Source organism: Streptomyces sp. NPDC051105 (assembly GCF_040682795.1).
In the GTDB taxonomy this organism is placed as follows: domain Bacteria; phylum Actinomycetota; class Actinomycetes; order Streptomycetales; family Streptomycetaceae; genus Streptomyces.
In genome coordinates this window covers 237,332-253,360 of record NZ_JBFBBR010000001.1, presented here as the reverse complement: position 1 = coordinate 253,360, position 16,029 = coordinate 237,332, and the positions used below count along the sequence as shown (strand labels likewise).

The 16,029-nt window shown below is 70.5% G+C and carries 10 protein-coding genes and 1 pseudogene; 5 read left to right on the top strand and 6 right to left on the bottom strand.

Features of this window, described 5'->3' with window-relative positions:
* Positions 1–59: 59 nt before the first annotated feature.
* Entirely contained in the window at positions 60–434 is a 375-nt protein-coding gene (locus AB0N16_RS01190) for an STAS domain-containing protein (RefSeq protein WP_365791751.1), read from the bottom strand.
* A 456-nt stretch (positions 435–890) separates the two neighbouring features.
* Here AB0N16_RS01190 and AB0N16_RS01185 point away from each other — a divergent pair, with 456 nt between their 5' ends.
* Entirely contained in the window at positions 891–1,244 is a 354-nt protein-coding gene (locus AB0N16_RS01185) for a CU044_2847 family protein (protein WP_365791749.1), read from the top strand.
* Between the two features lie 4 nt (positions 1,245–1,248).
* Positions 1,249–5,397 (top strand): trypsin-like peptidase domain-containing protein, encoded by a 4,149-nt coding sequence (locus AB0N16_RS01180; RefSeq protein ID WP_365791747.1) that lies wholly within the window; start codon positions 1,249–1,251, stop codon positions 5,395–5,397.
* 208 nt (positions 5,398–5,605) lie between these two features.
* Here AB0N16_RS01180 and AB0N16_RS01175 read toward each other — a convergent pair whose 3' ends face one another.
* Positions 5,606–7,093 (bottom strand): aldehyde dehydrogenase, encoded by a 1,488-nt coding sequence (locus tag AB0N16_RS01175; RefSeq protein ID WP_365791745.1) that lies wholly within the window; start codon positions 7,091–7,093, stop codon positions 5,606–5,608.
* A 106-nt stretch (positions 7,094–7,199) separates the two neighbouring features.
* Between AB0N16_RS01175 and AB0N16_RS01170 the strand changes: the two genes are divergently transcribed.
* Positions 7,200–7,790 carry a TetR family transcriptional regulator gene (locus AB0N16_RS01170; protein ID WP_365791743.1) on the top strand — a complete coding sequence of 197 codons (591 nt, stop codon included), beginning with the start codon at positions 7,200–7,202 and terminating at the stop codon, positions 7,788–7,790.
* 365 nt (positions 7,791–8,155) lie between these two features.
* Positions 8,156–8,308 (top strand): annotated as a pseudogene (locus tag AB0N16_RS01165) (hypothetical protein); the annotation flags it as partial.
* A gap of 45 nt (positions 8,309–8,353) precedes the next feature.
* Here AB0N16_RS01165 and AB0N16_RS01160 read toward each other — a convergent pair.
* A complete protein-coding gene (locus tag AB0N16_RS01160; protein WP_365791741.1) occupies positions 8,354–9,535 on the bottom strand; it encodes a magnesium and cobalt transport protein CorA in 1,182 nt (393 codons plus the stop codon).
* A gap of 181 nt (positions 9,536–9,716) precedes the next feature.
* On the opposite strand from AB0N16_RS01160, the gene AB0N16_RS01155 reads away from it, so the two are divergent.
* A complete protein-coding gene (locus AB0N16_RS01155) occupies positions 9,717–10,820 on the top strand; it encodes a winged helix DNA-binding domain-containing protein (RefSeq protein WP_365791739.1) in 1,104 nt (367 codons plus the stop codon).
* Between the two features lie 297 nt (positions 10,821–11,117).
* Here AB0N16_RS01155 and AB0N16_RS01150 read toward each other — a convergent pair whose 3' ends face one another.
* From AB0N16_RS01150 to AB0N16_RS01140, 3 genes are all read right to left on the bottom strand, one after another.
* Positions 11,118–11,909 (bottom strand): serine protease, encoded by a 792-nt coding sequence (locus tag AB0N16_RS01150; RefSeq protein WP_351729689.1) that lies wholly within the window; start codon positions 11,907–11,909, stop codon positions 11,118–11,120.
* A gap of 202 nt (positions 11,910–12,111) precedes the next feature.
* On the bottom strand, positions 12,112–14,934 hold the full coding sequence (locus AB0N16_RS01145; protein ID WP_365791737.1) for an AAA family ATPase: 2,823 nt from the start codon (positions 14,932–14,934) through the stop codon (positions 12,112–12,114).
* A gap of 143 nt (positions 14,935–15,077) precedes the next feature.
* Positions 15,078–15,911, bottom strand: a complete 834-nt coding sequence (locus AB0N16_RS01140; RefSeq protein WP_365791735.1) for a helix-turn-helix transcriptional regulator — start codon at positions 15,909–15,911, stop codon at positions 15,078–15,080.
* Positions 15,912–16,029: the final 118 nt, after the last annotated feature.

Below are 16,029 nucleotides of genomic sequence, written 5' to 3'. Positions count from 1 at the left end.
ACGATGCGACTGCCGACCTGGTCACACAACCCATCGGACAGTGCCTGGGGTCCGCCAGGTCAAGCCAGAGCGTCTTCCACGGTGGTGCGCACGTCGAGCACCGTGTCGGCTCCGGTCATCTCCAGGATGCGGAGCAGTTGGCGGGCCGGCGCGGCCACGCGCAGCTCGGTCAGCTGCCGGATGCGCAGCAGCAGGTTCAGGAGGGTCGAGTCCGCGAAGGAGAGGCCGGAGGCGTCCACCACGACTCTGGGATGCTTTTTGGCTGCGATTTCCAGCGCCTCGGCCAGTGGTGAGATTGAGCCCAGGTCATAGGCGCCGTTCGCGACGATGACCCAGGCCCCGTCTCGTTCGTACTGCACTACCGTGGCCGACCTGGTGACAAAGCCATGGACAGACGCGAATGGCGTCTTGTCGTTGTCGTCGGCGCGACTCATACGGCCAGTATGCGCGCGGGCTGTAACGTCGGGATTACGCGTCTCTCCAGGGTTGTCCATGCTTCCGTAGGTCCTGGGATCACCCGCTCGGCCGAAGCGGGCCCCTTCCCCGTGTGCGGCGTCCCCCGTTCGGTCGCACGGTGGACGGTGGCCAGCTTGCCGTCAGCTCTCAGCCGTGATCGCCAACCACACTGGCGCCTCCGCGCCGCGTCACTGGGGCTGTCGGCGGCGTACCTTGACGGCGGGCCGTACATCGGGCGGTCCCCACGCCCTGACACGGCGCGTCGTCCACCGAACCGGCGGCCCCGCTCACCCATGCGGCCTACCCGAGGATGCGGCGACGTCGGCTGTTGACGACGCTGGCCAGGGTGCCTGCGCAGAACGGGACCGTGTACTGACCGCGTCTCGGCGCTGCGGGAACGAATGCAGCATCGCAGCACCCAGAAGGAGGCCGTCTTGGCACCGTTGACCCGAATTCCGCTTGATGGCGGGGGCTGCATTCTGGTCGAGGAACCAGCAGGTGTGCTGGAGGGACCGGTGAAGGCCGGCCGTCTCGGCGAGGCCATTGGTGAGCTGCCCAGGACGCTGCAGGAAGCACTTGCGCCGGTTACGGAGGCGGCTCGCGCCACACTCGACCAACTGCGCAAGGCCCGTCCCGATGAGATCGCGGTCGAGTTCGGTGTCGACCTCGCTGCCACGGCCGGGGCAGTGATCACCAAGAGCCAAGCGAGTTGCCATCTCAAAGTGATCATGTCGTGGAAGACGAAGGACGACACGGGTCCTCCTCATCCAGACGCAGGCGCAGGCTGATCCGATGGCCGACACCGCGAAGACACCCGACGGGGGCATGGCGTGCCTACCCGCTGCCGTGGCACAGGTCCTCGGACCGGACGGCGAGGTCGCCGGGGCCGGCTTCCCCGTGGCCGACGGACTGCTGGTCACCTGCGCCCACGTCGTCGGGCTTGCCGGAGGGGGGCCCGGTACAGAGGTACAGCTGCGCTTCCCCCACCTGGATGGTGGCCCCCGGGTAAGCGGGCTCGTCCTGAAAGCGTTGTGGCGTGCCTCGGAGGACGAGGATGTGGCGGTCGTCCGCCTGAGCAACACCCCGCCCGGTCTGAGGCCGTTGTCGCTGGGCTCCGCGGCCGGCTGCAGCGGCCACAAGGTGCGCTCGTACGGGTTCCCCGCACAGGCTCCGCAGGCGGGGCACCTCGGCTTCGGTGAAGCCGGGGATCTGCTTCCGCCCTCCCCTCGGCGGGGCACCCACCTGCAGTTGACCGACGCCAACGATCTCACCACCGGCTTCAGCGGCGCGCCGGTCCTGGACCAGGAGACCGGGCTGGTCATCGGCATGCTCACGGAAATCACTGCCCCCGACGGCTACCAACGCGGGCAAGGGGTCGCCTACGTCACTGCCACGCAGACGTTGCGGGAGATCGTGCCGGAACTCACGGTGCAAGAGGTGTGCCCCTATCGGGAACTGGAGCCCTTCACCGCAGAACATGCCCGATGGTTCCAAGGCCGTAAAGACGCGGTGCGGCAGGTGGTTGCGAACCTGGCCGGGCAACGGCGGCTGACACTGCTGCTCGGCCCCTCCGGCTCGGGCAAGTCGTCCCTGGTCCAGGCCGGTGTCCTGCAGGCGCTGGCCGCTGGTGAGCTGCCCGGCAGCGACCGCTGGCTGCCCGTCATCGCCCGGCCTCGGCAGAACCTGTTGGCGGAGATCGAGCGCGCTGGACTCCCCGGGGCGATCACGCAGGGCATCGCTGCGGCTGTCAGCCGCAGGCTCTCGGCGGAGAATGGTTACGAGCGCGTTCTCCTGGTCGTCGATCAGTTCGAAGAGCTGTTCACCCAGCCCGGCCATGGCCAACGGCAGGACGGCCTTTCCGCCGTGGAACAGATCACCGCGGCCGTCGCCTCCGCGGTCGGGCTGAGCGTCATCCTGGTCATGCGGGACGACTTCTACCCCCAGCTGGCGGCCCGGGTCCCCAAGTTGCTGGAAACCGCGATGCCAGGTCTCTTGAATGTCCCGGGCACCCTGAGCCAGCAGGACCTGTACGACATCATCACCCTTCCCGCCCAGGACGTGGGACTTCGTTCCCAACCAGGTCTGGCGGAACAGATCGTCACGGATGTCCTGGCCATCACCCCCGAAGCGGCCGCGGCCCGCCAAGCACCCGTCACCGTATTGCCGCTGCTGGAACTCACGCTCAGCCAGCTGTGGTCGCGGCGCCAGGACGGATACCTCACGCACGAGGCCTACCGGCGCATCGGAGCGGTCAGCGGAAGCCTGACCACATGGTGTGACAGCGCCCTCAACCGGCTGCCTCCCGAGCAACACCCGATCGCGCGGCGCATCCTGACCTCTTTGGTGCATCCGGACGATCCCAGCCGCAACGTACCCGCCGTACGTGCCCAGCTGCCCCTCGACGAACTACGCCACCTGGCGGCCGACCCCGACGACGCAGCCGACGGGCACGTCGACGATGTCATCGGCGTCCTGACCCTCCATCGCATCATCACCACCCAGATGCTGCGCTCTCCTGAAGGGCCTGACACTCCTCCGGGCGAGCCGGTGGCCGAACTGATCCATGACGCACTCATCCGTGAGTGGGGCACTCTGCGCGAATGGGTCGCCCAGGACCGTCTCTTCCATGAATGGTTCAACCGGACCCGTGAGCGGCGAGCCCTCTGGGCGGCGACATCCGACCCGGGAGAGCTCCTCAGCGGAGCAGCGCTCGCCGCAGGGCTCGACTGGTCACGCAAATGGCGCCTGCCAGACGACATCAAAGCCTTCCTCACGGCCAGCGAGCAGCGGCAGCAGGCCGCCATCCGACGCAGCAGGCGCCTCAACGCCACCCTCGCGTCGCTCCTCGTCCTCACGCTCCTCGCCGCAGCAGGCGTACTTTGGCAGTGGCGGACAGCCGTCGACGAGCGACAGGCAGCCCTGTCCCGACAGCTCGCCACCCAGTCCGGCACCCTCATCGACACGAACCCCGACCTCGCCTCGCTGCTCGCCATCCGGGCCTACCGCGCCAGCCCCACCCCTGAAGCCCTCGCCAGCCTGGAGAACGCAGCAGCCCTGCCGCTGAAGCAGCGCCTGCCGGGCCATACAGATGGGGGCGCGGCGGTGGCGTTCAGCCCCGACAGGCGCACTCTTGCCACCGCCGGCGAAGACGGAACGGTCCGGCTGTGGGACGTGTCCACCTGGAAAGTCCACGCCACACTGCCGGGCCACACCGACAGGGTCTCGTCCATGGCGTTCAGCCCCGACGGCCACACCCTCGCCACCGGCAGCACCGACAAGACGGTGCGGCTCTGGGACATGGACGCAGAGGAGTCCCGCGCCACCCTCCGCGGCCACACCAAGGCCGTGACGTCGGTGGCCTTCAGCCCCGACGGCAGCACTCTCGCCACCGGCAGCGACGACGCGACCGTGCGGTTCTGGGACGTGACCAAGGAAGTAGGTGTCGCCACCCTACCCGTCAGCGCCGATTACACCGTGACGTCGGTGGCTTTCAGCCCCGACGGAAGCGTCTTCGCCGCCGGTAGCGCCGACGCGACGGTTCATTTGTGGGACGTGAACTCGGGGGAAGACCTCGCGGCGCTCACCGGCCACACCGCGCCCGTGTTCGATGTGGCCTTCAGCCCAGATGGGAGGACCCTCGCCACCAGCAGCGACGACTTCACAGTGCGGCTGTGGGACATGGCCACCAAAAAACCCCGCAGCACACTGACCGAAGAACTCCAACGTGTGTTCTCGGTGGCCTTCAGCCCCGACGGCAGCACCCTCGCCACGGCAGGCGAGGACAAGACAGCACGGCTGTGGGACGTGAACACGGGAAAGATCCGAGCCGTTCTCAGCGGTCACACCGATCCTGTGCTGTCGGTTGCGTTCAGTCCCGACGGGAGCACCCTCGCCACCGGCAGCGAGGACGCGACGGTGCGGTTGTGGGACCTGAGCAGCGGATATGCCCGCGCTCCCCTCAGCGGTCACACGCAACCCGTCATGTCCCTGGCGTTCAGTCCCGACTCGAACACCCTCGCCACCGGCGGCGCCGACAAGACCGTACGGCTGTGGGACCTGGCCAGCGGAAAAACGCGGGCCAAACTCACCGGCCACACCGAGCAAGTCTCCTCTTTGGCGTTCAGCCCCGACGGCCACACCCTCGCCACCGGCAGCACCGACAACACGGCACGGCTGTGGGACCTGACCACCCGAAAAGTGCGGGCCAAATTCACCGGTAACACCGACGCAGTTCTGTCCGTGGCGTTCAGTCCTGACGGAGACACCCTCGCCACCGCCGGCGGCGACAAGAAGGTACGACTGTGGGACGCAGCCACCGGAAAGCTCCGCGCCACTCTGCCGGACGCCACCAGCGGTTTGTGGTCCATGGCATTCAGCCCCGACGGCCGTATCATCGCCGCCGCCGGCGACGACAAAACGGTGTGGCTGTGGGACGTCGCCACCAGAAAGGCCCGGGCCCCCCTGATCGGCCACACGGACAGAGTCCATTCCCTGGCGTTCAGCCCCGACGGGAGCACCCTCGCCACTGGCAGCACCGACAAGACAGTACGGCTGTGGAGCGTCGCCACCGGCAAAGCAAGGGCTCCCCTGACGGGTCACACCGCCAGGGTCTGGTCCGTGGCCTTCAGCCGCGACGGGCGGACCGTCGCCTCCGGCAGCGACGACTTCACGGTTCGACTGTGGGACGTACACACCGGAAAGACCCGCGCCACCCTCACCGGCCATACCAACGCGGTGACGTCGCTGGCGTTCAGTCCCGACGGGCACACCCTCGCCAGCGGAAGCGGTGACACCACTGTGCGGCTGTGGAACTCGGTTCTTCCCGAGCCCGATGCGGCGATCCGGAAGATCTGCCAGGCCGTCCATCGCGATCTGGCCGCGGACGAACGGGCGTCCTACCTGTCCGGACAATCTGATGGGCACGTCTGCCCATCAGGCTGACACGTCAAGGTATGGAAGCGCGGGCGCCGGTGACGATCATTGCCCGGCCGGTGAGGTCGACGCCGGCGATGACGTCCATGGCGGTGCTCGAGGCCGTGAACGGAGTTGCGATGCGCATGACTGTTGTCCACGTGGGTGACGTCTGCGCGGTGGGGGGGAACGGGCCGGGCCGGTCCGTCACGGCGGACCGGCCCGGCACTTGCTGCCGCTAGCCGCTGATCACGCGCAGGGGTTCTCCGTTGAGGAAGATGACGTGCGTGTTGAAGAAGGCGTCCAGGCCCTCGGGGCCGAGTTCGCGGCCGTAGCCGGACTGCTTGACGCCGCCGAACGGCACGCCGATGTCGACGGTGATGCCGTTGTTCAGGTTCACGGTGCCGGCGTGGATCTGCTGGGCCACGCGCAGGGCGTGCTCGGTGTCGGTGCTGTAGACGGCGCCGGACAGGCCGAACTCGGTGTGGTTGGCGATGCGGATGGCCTCTTCCTCGTCCCGGTAGGTCAGGACGGTCAGGACGGGCCCGAAGATCTCCTCTTGTGCGACCTTGGCGTCCGGTGACACGCCGGTGATGATCGTGGGGGCGATGTAGTAGCCGACGTCGTGGCCGGGGGCCCGGCCGCCGCCGACGGCGAAGGTGCCGCCTTCCTCTTCCGCGGAGGCGAGGTAGTCCAGGACCCGCTCGTAGTGCTTGCGGGTGACCATTGCGCCCACGTCGGTGGCCGGGTCGCGGGGATCGCCGACGGTCAGCTTGGCGAACGCCTCGGCGAGGGCGGCGACGATCTCGTCGTGACGGTGCTCGGGCACGATGAGCCTGCTGGGGTTGGTGCAGCTCTCCCCGTTGTTCCCGCAGACGCCGGGCACCAGGGTCTCGACGATGCGGTCCAGGTCGGCGTCGTCGAGCACGAGTGCCGGTGACTTGCCGCCGAGTTCGAGGGTGAGCTGCTTGAGGGTGTCGGCGGCAGCGGCGGCGATACGTCGCCCGACCACGGTGCTGCCGGTGAAAGTGATCTTGTCGACGCCCGGGTGGCGCACCAGGTAGTCGCCGCCCGCGGGCAGGGCGTTGACGATGTTCAGTACCCCGGCGGGCAGCCCTGCTCGCAGCGCGGCGTCGGCGAAGTAGCCCGCGCTCAGGGGAGTGTCCTCCGACGGCTTCATGATGACGGTGCAGCCGGCCAGCAGGGCCTGGGGGAGCTTGAACGCGGCGAGTGCGAGTGGTGCGTTCCAGGGGACGATGGCCGCCACGACGCCCACCGGCCGCTTCTCGATGCGGGCGCTGACCCCTGACAGGCCGGTGCGCAGTTCGGTCAGTTCCGTGGTGCCCGCCAGGGAGACGTAGTAGCGCAGCAGGCCGGGCATGGTCAGGGCCCCGCCGCGGCTCTGCCCGGCCGTCAGGCCGGTCTCCGCGACCAGCACCTCGGTGACCGGATCGACGTCCTTCTCCAGTTCGTCGGCGAACCTCGTCAGGATCTCGGCTCGCTCCCGCAGGGTCAGTCGCGGCCACGGACCGGAGTCGAACGCGGTACGGGCCGCGGAGACGGCCGCGTCGATGTCCTCGAAGACCGCCGCGGCAGCTGATCCGATCTCCTTCTCGGTCGCGGGATCGACGACCGTAATGCGCTCGCCCGAGGAGCCGGGACGCCAGGTGTTGTTGATGAACAGGTCCCGCTCGAACACGGGCGAGGAGGGCGAGTTTGTACTCATGACATACCTTCCGCTACGGCCAGTAATGAAAATAACTGGATGTTTACCATCTAGGCACGGGGTCCGGGATTTGTCAATAAACGGTTGGTTACCTTAGGCTGGTGCCATGCCCTACGACTCCGCAGCAACCCGCGCAAAGATCCTCGTGGCGGCAATCGAGGAGTTCAGCGCGTACGGCTTCGCCGGTGCCCGCATCGAGCGCATCGCCGAGGCAGCGGGCGCCAACAAGCGGTCCATTTACGTGTACTACACCAACAAAGAGGGCTTGTTCGCCGCCGCCCTGCACAGGGTCATCAGCGAACTGAACGCCGCGGTGCCGCTCACCGAGGACGACTTGCCGGGCTACGCGGGCCGCATGTTCGACTACTTGACCAGGCGCCCTGCCGCGCTGCGCATGCATCTGTGGCGCCAGATGGAACGGCCTGAGCTGGGCCCCGACGCGGCGGACGTCTACAGCGAGAAGATGGCCCGGATGACCGCGGACTCGGCCGCCGGGCAGCTGCCGTCGACAGACCTGCTCGTCCTCATCACCGGGCTCACGCAGAGCTGGGTTCTCGCGCCGCGAGATCTCCTCACGGCTGTCGACGGCGCCGACCCCTACCGGCCGGAACGGCTGGCCGAGCACCGGGCCGTCATCGTCGAAGCCGCCCGCCGCCTCTGTGCACCCGCCCCAAAAGACGCAGTCGGCTCAGCGTAAAGACGCGGCTGCCTCAGCAGCCGCCCTGAGAGTGCCGGGGTTGTACCTGGCACACCGCATCGGATCCGGGCCTGCTGACCGCGAGCCCGGTGCCACTCCTCGCCGGGCGGCCAGAGCCCGAGTGGGCGTTGCTCGTGGCCGGCTGAGCGGAACCGGCGGCCAGGGCCTGGTCCGAGCCGGCAGCGTGGGAGGGCGAGGCCGGCCTCGGCGGACCGCCCATGCCCGCGAGCGCGCTCGGCGGGATCCTGATCGCCGAATTCACCGTCCACGCCTGGGACATGGCAGCAGCCACCGGACAACGGCTCACTATTCCCGCGGCCTTGGCCGAAGGCACGTTCGCTACATACTCGCGTGAGGCACCCCGCATGCGCGGTCTCGGCCTTCTGGATGCCCATTGGCGGGCGGCGAACTACCTGGCCGTCGGGCAGATCTACCTCATGTCCAACCCTCTACTGGCCGAGCCGCTGGCGCCTGAGCACGTCAAGCCGCGGCTGTTGGGGCACTGGGGCACCTCACCGCCGCCGGCTCCCCTGGCGCCGCCCGATCGCCCGTCGAGCGGTTGCTCAGAGCCAGTCCTTCCGCTTGAAGATGAAGTACAAACTGGTGCATACGGCTGCCATCAGGACGATGGCGAAGGGGTATCCGAACCCCCAGTGCAGCTCGGGCATGTGGGAGAAGTTCATGCCGTAGATAGTTCCGACGAGCGTCGGAGCGAACAGAATCGCGGCCCAGGACGAGATCTTCTTGATCTCCTCGTTCTGTTCGAAGCCCGCTTCGGCCAGCGCCCGCATCTCCGCGTTCTGTTGCTGGGTGACCAGGGTCGCGTTGACCGTGAGGATCTCCGTGAGGGCCTGGCGGAAGCCGTCCACGCGTTCGCTGATGTGAGTGACGTGGTCGGCGACGTCGCGGAGGTAGCGCTGGAGTTCCTCGTCCGTTTCGTACTTGGCGAAACCGGCGATCAGGCTGTGCAGCATGCCGACCAGGGGTCGGGTGGCGCGCTGGAACTCGACCATCTCGCGGGAGAGTTCGTAGATACGGCGGGAGACCTCCGGGTCGCCGCGGAAGACCTCCGTCTCGATCTCGTCGACGTCGTTCTGGACGCCCTCGACGACCGGGGCGTAGCCGTCCACCACCGCGTCGAGTATGGCGTAGAGGACTGCCTCCGGGCCGAGTTTGAGGAGGTCGGGGCTGTCCTCCATGCGGTGGCGGACCGCCGAGAGGTCCGGTGCCGCGCCGTGCCGGACCGTGATCACGAAGTCCGCGCCCACGAAGACGTGCAGCTCGGCGAAGTCCACCTCCTCCGGCGCGTCCAGATAACGGGCGGCGCGCAGGACCACGAAGAGCGTGTCGCCGTACCGCTCCAGCTTCGGGCGCTGGTGCGCCTCCATCGCGTCCTCGACCGCGAGCGGGTGCAGGTCGAACTCGGCGGCCAGGGAGAGGAGTTCGCCCGAGGTGGGGCGGGCCAGGCCGATCCATGCCATCCCCGCGGGCTGGTCGCGCAGTTCGCGGTACGTCTGCGCCAGGGTCGCCGGCGTCGACACCCGCACCCCGTCGCGGTACAGCGCGGCCTCCACGACGCTCGCCGGCTCACCCGGCCCTGCCGCCGACGCGGACTCCGGCTCCGGCAACTCGGCCGTGTCCTGCTCCGGCGGCAGGGTGCGGCGCCAGACGGACCTTCTGGTGTTCCGGCCGTTCCTGCCGTTCCCGGAGTTCTTCGAGACCGGGCTGGGGCGTCGCTCGGACATCGCGGCCGCCTCTCGATGGGACTGCGTCGGCGTTCTCGGTGTGATCGTAGTGATCAGGCGTGATCAGTGGGCCTCGGAGCAGGATATACGGGGCATACGGGCCCGGCGGAGGGAATCAAGGACGGGATTCGGTGAGAGAAGCGGACACGATCTGTCCCTGACGGACGTTACCGTGCGCGCTATGGCGAAGACGTCACCCGGCCCGGTGCTCGGCACCCGCGCCCTCAACCGTGCCACCCTCGACCGTCAGTTGCTGCTGCGCCGCTCACCCCGGTCGGTGAAGGAGGCCGTGGCGCATCTCGTCGGCCTCCAGGCGCAGAACGTGAAGCCGCCGTACTACGCCCTCGCCGCCCGCCTCGACGGCTTCGACCCCGAGCGGCTCTCTCAGCTGATGGCGGACCGGGAGGTCGTGCGTATCGTCACCCTGCGGTCGACCATCCACACCCACACCGCCGACGACGCCCGCACCCTGCGCCCGCTCGTCCAGCCCGCCCGGGACCGCGAGCTGACCGCCTTCCGCAAGGGCCTGACCGGCGTCGACCTGGACCGGCTCGCCGCACACGCCCGTGACCTGGTCGAGGCCGAGCCGCGCACCATGGCCGAACTGCGCCAGACCCTCCTCGCCGAGTGGCCCGACGCCGACCCGGAGTCGCTCGCCGTCGCCGCCCGCTGCACCCTGCCCCTCGTCCAGGTCCCCCCGCGCGGCCTGTGGGGCCGGTCCGGGCAGGTCGCCCTCACCACCGCCGAGCACTGGCTGGGCCGCCCCGCCGCACCGGCCCCGGCACCGGACGGCACCGTGCTGCGCTATCTCGCCGCCTTCGGCCCGGCCTCCGTCAAGGACATGCAGACCTGGGCCGGACTGACCCGGCTGCGCGAGGTCTTCGAACGGCTCCGGCCCCGCCTCCTCGCCTTCCGGGACGAGAACGGAGTCGAACTCTTCGATCTGCCCGACGCACCCCGCCCCGATCCCGAGACCCCCGCCCCGCCGCGCTTCCTCCCCGAGTACGACAACCTCCTCCTCTCCCACGCCGACCGCACCCGGGTCATCCCGCCCGAGCACCGGGGCCGCCTCTGGCAGGGCAACCAGCCCCACCGCACCCTGCTCGTGGACGGTTTTCTGGCGGGCGTGTGGAAGCCGGTGGACAACGCCCTGGTCATCGAGCCCTTCGCGCCGCTGAGCCGGGCCCGGCGGACCGCCGTGCTGGAAGAAGGCGAGCGGATGCTGGCCGTCCTGCACCCCGCGACGTCGTACGACATCCGGTTCGGGACCGTCGTAGCCCGGTGATCTCTCAGTTCGGTCCGTTCGGTCCGCTCGGTCCGCTCGGTCCGAGCGTCGTGGAACGCCTCCCGCGCCACTCGTTCGGAGCACGTGCGAACGCGGCCTCTGGAGCCGGGGCCGTGGAACTGCGGCAGCTCAGCCATTTCGTCGCCGGCACCGAGGAGTTGCACTGCGGGACGGCCGCCGACCGGCTGCGCGCAAGCGGCCGGGCCGGGACATGGATAGGGGGCGCTGCGGGCTGCTCGTGGTAGCCCGCAACGCCCCCTGGTCACTCACCTGAGGGAGGCTCAGGAGGTCTTCTGGTTACGAGTTGACCTGTGTGGTCACCAGGTTCGAGAAGGTTGTCAGCCGGGTGTAGACACCCGGGTAACCGGCCTCCGCGCACCCCTCTCCCCAGGAAGTGATCCCTGCCAGGACGCCCCCGATGAGCAGGGGACCGCCGCTGTCGCCCTGGCAGGTGTCTACGCCGCCGGATGTGTATCCGGCGCAAACCATGTCGGTCTGGACGAAGTCCGAACCGTAGGAGCTCTTGCAGCTGGTGTCGGACACGATCGGGACGGTCGCGGTCCGCAGCTGGTTGGAGGAGCTGCCGTTCTCCGAGGTGGTGCCCCAGCCGAGGATGCGGGCCGTGGTGCCGGCCGCGTACACGCTGGTCTGGGAGGAGCTGACGTACGACGCCGGGGTGTACGACATCGCCGTCGAGAGGGTGAGGACCGACACGTCGTCGCCGTTGGTGGCGTCCGTGTAGTCCGGGTTGATCCAGATCTTGCTGACCCGGCTGACCGTGCCGTTGGTGCCGTTCAGGTTCGTACGGCCGCCGACCACGCGGACGCTGCTGGTGGACTCGCCCTCCATACAGTGCGCGGCGGTCACCACCTTGGTGGCCGACACCAGGGTGCCGCCGCAGAACTGGCTGCCGGACGCGTCCGTGATCTGCATCATGAACGGGTACGCGGTGGTCGTGGTCGTCGTGCCGCCGACGATCGGCTGGGGGGCGGCTGACGCGGTGGGGGACGCGATCAGCGCGGTCGCTGCGGCGGCAGCCGTCGCCGCCAGGACGGCGGCGGTCTTTCTGGCGCGGTTGAGCCCGAACATGAGTCTCCTCAGTGGGGGTTGCCGGTGGGGGGTCGCGCGGGTGTGGGGGGTGCACGGGGGTCGCGGGACCGGCCCCCGTATGCCCGGGCGAGCGGCACATCCATAAGCTAGAACTCGGAACCCCACCCTCCCAATGAGGGAACCCCCTAGGGGGATGGGGGAGGGAAAACCCTCGGTCCGCCTCAGTTAACCGGGAGCGCTCTCACTTCGCGCGCCGCCCTGCCGCCAAACGGACTATGTCCACCCGCGATCGGATGCCCAGCTTGCGGTAGACCCGGGTGAGCGTCGCCTCCACCGTCTTGACGCTGATGAACAGCCGGGCGGCGATCTCCCGGTTGGTGGCGCCCTCCATGACCAGCGCGGCGACCTGACGCTCCATCGCGGCCAGCCCCTCCAGGGCGGCGGCCGGCTCGGCCGGCGCCCCGACCGCCGGCTCGGGCTCGGGCTCGGACCCGGGGGCCGAGACGGCCTCGTCCACCTGACGCAGCCACGGCAGCGCCCGGCACCGCCGGAACAGCCGGGTGGCCTCGTCGTACGCCGTGGGGGAGCGCCGCTCGCGCAGCGAGGCCAGGGCGAACGCGGCCCGGGCCTCCTCCAGGCCGTAGCCCAGTTTGGCGAACCGGTCCTGAGCCGAGGTCAGCTGGGCGACGGCCGCCTCGTGCTCCCCGCGCGCCGCCCGGACGAGCGCCTCGGCCCGGTCGAGCACGGCGAGAACACTCTCCCGGCCGAGTCTGAGGGCGTGCTCCCGGGTACTGTCGATGACGTCCTGGGCCTCGGCCGTCTCACCCACCCGGACCAGCGCCTCGGCCAGGTCGCCCTGCCAGCGGCCGCGTGCCGGGTCGGTGATGCCGAGGCTCTGTTCCAGCTCCCGCACCCGGCGCAGCGAGCGTACGGTGCCCGCCGGGTCGCCCGCCACCAACTGGGCGTATCCGAGGGCGCCCAGGGCCCGGGACAGATACATGGTGTCGCCGTCCTGCTCGGCGTGGTCCACCGCCTCCCGGGCCAGCGCGAGGCCCCGGTCCACGTCACCGCCGGAGGCCTCGGCCAGTGAGGTGAGCATCGCGGAGGCGGTCTCGCCGATCCCGCAGTCGTGAGCCAGGTGCAGGCCCTCCCGGGCCAGGTCGAGGGCCCGGCCGCAGTGCCCGGAGCGCAGCTCGGTCTCGGCGAGCCCGCGCAGGAAGTGCACCTCGCTCTCCACCTGGCCGCGCCGGCGCACTTCGCGCAGCAGCGCGGTGACCGTGGCCCGGGCGTCGGCCAGCTGGTCGCCCATCACCAGCCAGCGGAACCGGGCGCTGCCCGCCCCGTTGTGATGGCACGACACGTTCGGGTCCTGCGGCTCCTTCAGGGCGCGCTTGATGGTGGCGGGCGCGGCCGGATGGCCCATCAGGGTCTCGACCTGGGCCTGCAGGGACAGCGCGAGCAGCTCGGTGCGCCGGTCGTCGCCGCGGGCCGCGAGGCCGGCGGAGTGCGCGGCCGCCTGCCGGGCCTCGGTGAAGTCGCCCTCCACGATCAGGGCGCGCCAGGCCAGCTGGTAGTGGACCAGGCCGAGCAGCCGCGGGTCGTCGCCGGCGTCGGCGAGGGCGTGCGGGAAGGCCGCGTCGACCTCGGTCATGGTGTGGCCGGCGGAGTCGATCACCAGGATCCAGGCCCGCACCCGGTCGGCGGGCCGGGTGGCGCGGGTGAGCACCTCACGGGCGATGTCCTGGGCGAGGTCGACCTCGCCGGCGCTGATCGCGTCCTCGGCGGCCAGCAGCCGGCGCTCGTCCGGGCCGGGCCTGTTGTCACCGGGGGTGTGCCGGGCGGCGAGCAGGCCGAGCTGTGCGGCCACCGAGGGTGCTCCCCGGTCCCGGGCCTGGGTCGCGGCCTCGGCGAGCCGGGCGGCCACCTCCGGGTCGGTGCCGGTGGCGGCCAGGGCCAGATGCCGGGCCCGCTCGATCGGGTCGGAGGCGGCCGTGGACAGCGCCGCGTGCGCGGCCCGGCGCTCCTGCGCGGGCGCCTCGGCGTACAGCGCGGCGGAGATGAGGGGGTGGGCGAAGCGTACGGCCGTGCCCTCCGGCTCGGTGGCCAGCAGCCCCAGTTCGGCCGCCTGGGCGCACTCGGCCTCCGCGTTCTCCCGGCCGGCCGCGTGCAGCAGGGCGTGCGTGGGCCGGGCGCCGGCACTGGCCACCAGGAGGGTGCGGCGGGCCTCGACGGAGAGCATGTCCAGGCGGGTGAGGACCAGGGCGCGCAGCGAGGTCGGCACCGGCAGCGGCTCGCCGGGCCGGGGCGGGGTCGGGTTCTCGGCGAGAGCGCGGCCGAGTTCCAGGGCGAACAGCGGGTTGCCGCCGCTGGTGCGGTGGATCTCCCGGACCGCGGCCCGGGTCAGCGCGGCGTGGCCGCGGTGGTCGAGGAGTTCGGCGACCTGCCCGCGGGTGAGCGGGCCGAGGCGGACGGCGACGGTGTCCGGGGGTGACGCGCGTAGGTGACGGTCGTACTCCTGGCCCTCCGTGCGGACCGCGCAGAGCAGTTGGACCGGGGTGCCGCCGAGGCGGCGGGCGGCGAAGCCGAGGAGTTCGGCGCTGGCCGGATCCAGCCACTGGAGGTCGTCGGCGACGATCAGTACGGGGCCCTCGGCGGCCAGCGCGCGCAGCGCGGAGAGGACCGCGAGGCGCAGGGCGAGGCCGTCACGCTGGAGGGTGGACTCGCCGCGGCCGGTGAGGGCCGACTCCAGGGCAGTGCGCTGGGCGCCGGGCAGCCGGGGCGCGACCTCGTCGAGGACCAGCCCGAAGAGGTCGGCGAGGGCCAGAAACGGAAGATGGGATTCGGACTCGGTGGCCGAGCACCGCAACACGGTGCGGGCGGCGCCGGCGTATTCGGCGTCCAAGGCCCCCAGGACGGTCGATTTCCCTATTCCGGCGGGCCCGTGCAGGAGCACGCTGCCGCCCGAGGCGAGCTGGTCACGGGCGGCCGAGAGCAGCTCCGCCCGGCCGATGACCAGGTCGGGGCGGCATCGGGCAGGCTCCTGGAAGTCCCGTCGCACGGTCACCGCTCCCCTCGTGTGTCGTGTTCGGGCCAAATTCTAGGCAACGAACCCTGAAATCCGGCCGAACGGCAAGGTGAGGGAAATAACAGCGGCCTTGCATCGGGCAATTCAAAGCGCGCATGCATGAATGGAATGGGTTCCCTCCGCTACGGCAACAACCCCGTCCGACGAGCCGCCGACACCGCCTCCCCCCGGGTGTGCGCGCCCAGTTTCCGCATCGCCGAGCGCAGATACCCCTTGACCGTCTCGGGTCGCAGCCCGAGCCGCTCGGCCACCGCCGCGTTGGTCGCGCCGGCCGCCACCCAGGCCAGCACATCCAGCTCCCGGGGCGCCAGCGTCCCCTCGGCCGCAGGTGCCGGGGTGGCCAGCAGTCCGCAGGCGGCGAGGAGTTCGGCGCGCAGCCGGGGGTCGGGGATCCGTGGGGCCAGCGCCCGGAGCGCGGCGTGCGCCTCTCGCACCTGCTCCCAGGCGCCCCCCGGATCCGGTACGCCGGCGGGTTCCGGCCGCGCCGCCGCCAGCAGGCCCCGGGCCTCGTCCCGTACGACGAGAGCCTGCTCCACGTCCCGTGCCGCCGCCACCGCCGCGCCCAGCGTGCGGTCGCCCAGCGGCTGGGCGGTGCGCAGCGCGCCGTACAGCACGCCCCGCACCCGGCGGCGTACCACCACGGGCACCGCGAGGACCGAGCGGATGCCCTCGGCCGCCACCGGGATGTCGTACTCGTGGCTGATCTTCCGGGAGACGGAGTAGTCGGTGACCGCGCACGGCCGGGCCAGCATGACCGCCCTGCCGCCCAGGCCGTTGCCGGAGGTGACCGCGAGCGAGCGCAGGGCGGCCGTGTTGGTGCCGGTCAGCTCACTGATCCGGACCTGCGGCCGGTCGGCGTCGACCAGCCCGCCGAAGGCGATCGGGAGCCCGGTGGCGCGCCGGAGTCTGGCCAGCGCACCGCGTATCTCCACCGCCCCCGCGACCTCTGCTGCCACCTGTCCTGCCCCTTCGACCCCGGCCTCGTGCTGTCCACACCCCCGTTCGGGGGTAGTGAGACCTGCATCACGGATTACACGATGCCAGAGAGCCGCCCGGCAATGGTCCGGTACCGAA

Bases quoted from the DNA above. Each gene is read 5' to 3' on its own strand.
- AB0N16_RS01190 (WP_365791751.1), bottom strand. From the start codon at position 434: ATGAGTCGCGCCGACGACAACGACAAGACGCCATTCGCGTCTGTCCAT.
- AB0N16_RS01180 (WP_365791747.1), top strand. From the start codon at position 1,249: ATGGCCGACACCGCGAAGACACCCGACGGGGGCATGGCGTGCCTACCC.
- AB0N16_RS01175 (WP_365791745.1), bottom strand. From the start codon at position 7,093: ATGAGTACAAACTCGCCCTCCTCGCCCGTGTTCGAGCGGGACCTGTTC.
- AB0N16_RS01170 (WP_365791743.1), top strand. From the start codon at position 7,200: ATGCCCTACGACTCCGCAGCAACCCGCGCAAAGATCCTCGTGGCGGCA.
- AB0N16_RS01160 (WP_365791741.1), bottom strand. From the start codon at position 9,535: ATGTCCGAGCGACGCCCCAGCCCGGTCTCGAAGAACTCCGGGAACGGC.
- AB0N16_RS01155 (WP_365791739.1), top strand. From the start codon at position 9,717: ATGGCGAAGACGTCACCCGGCCCGGTGCTCGGCACCCGCGCCCTCAAC.
- AB0N16_RS01150 (WP_351729689.1), bottom strand. From the start codon at position 11,909: ATGTTCGGGCTCAACCGCGCCAGAAAGACCGCCGCCGTCCTGGCGGCG.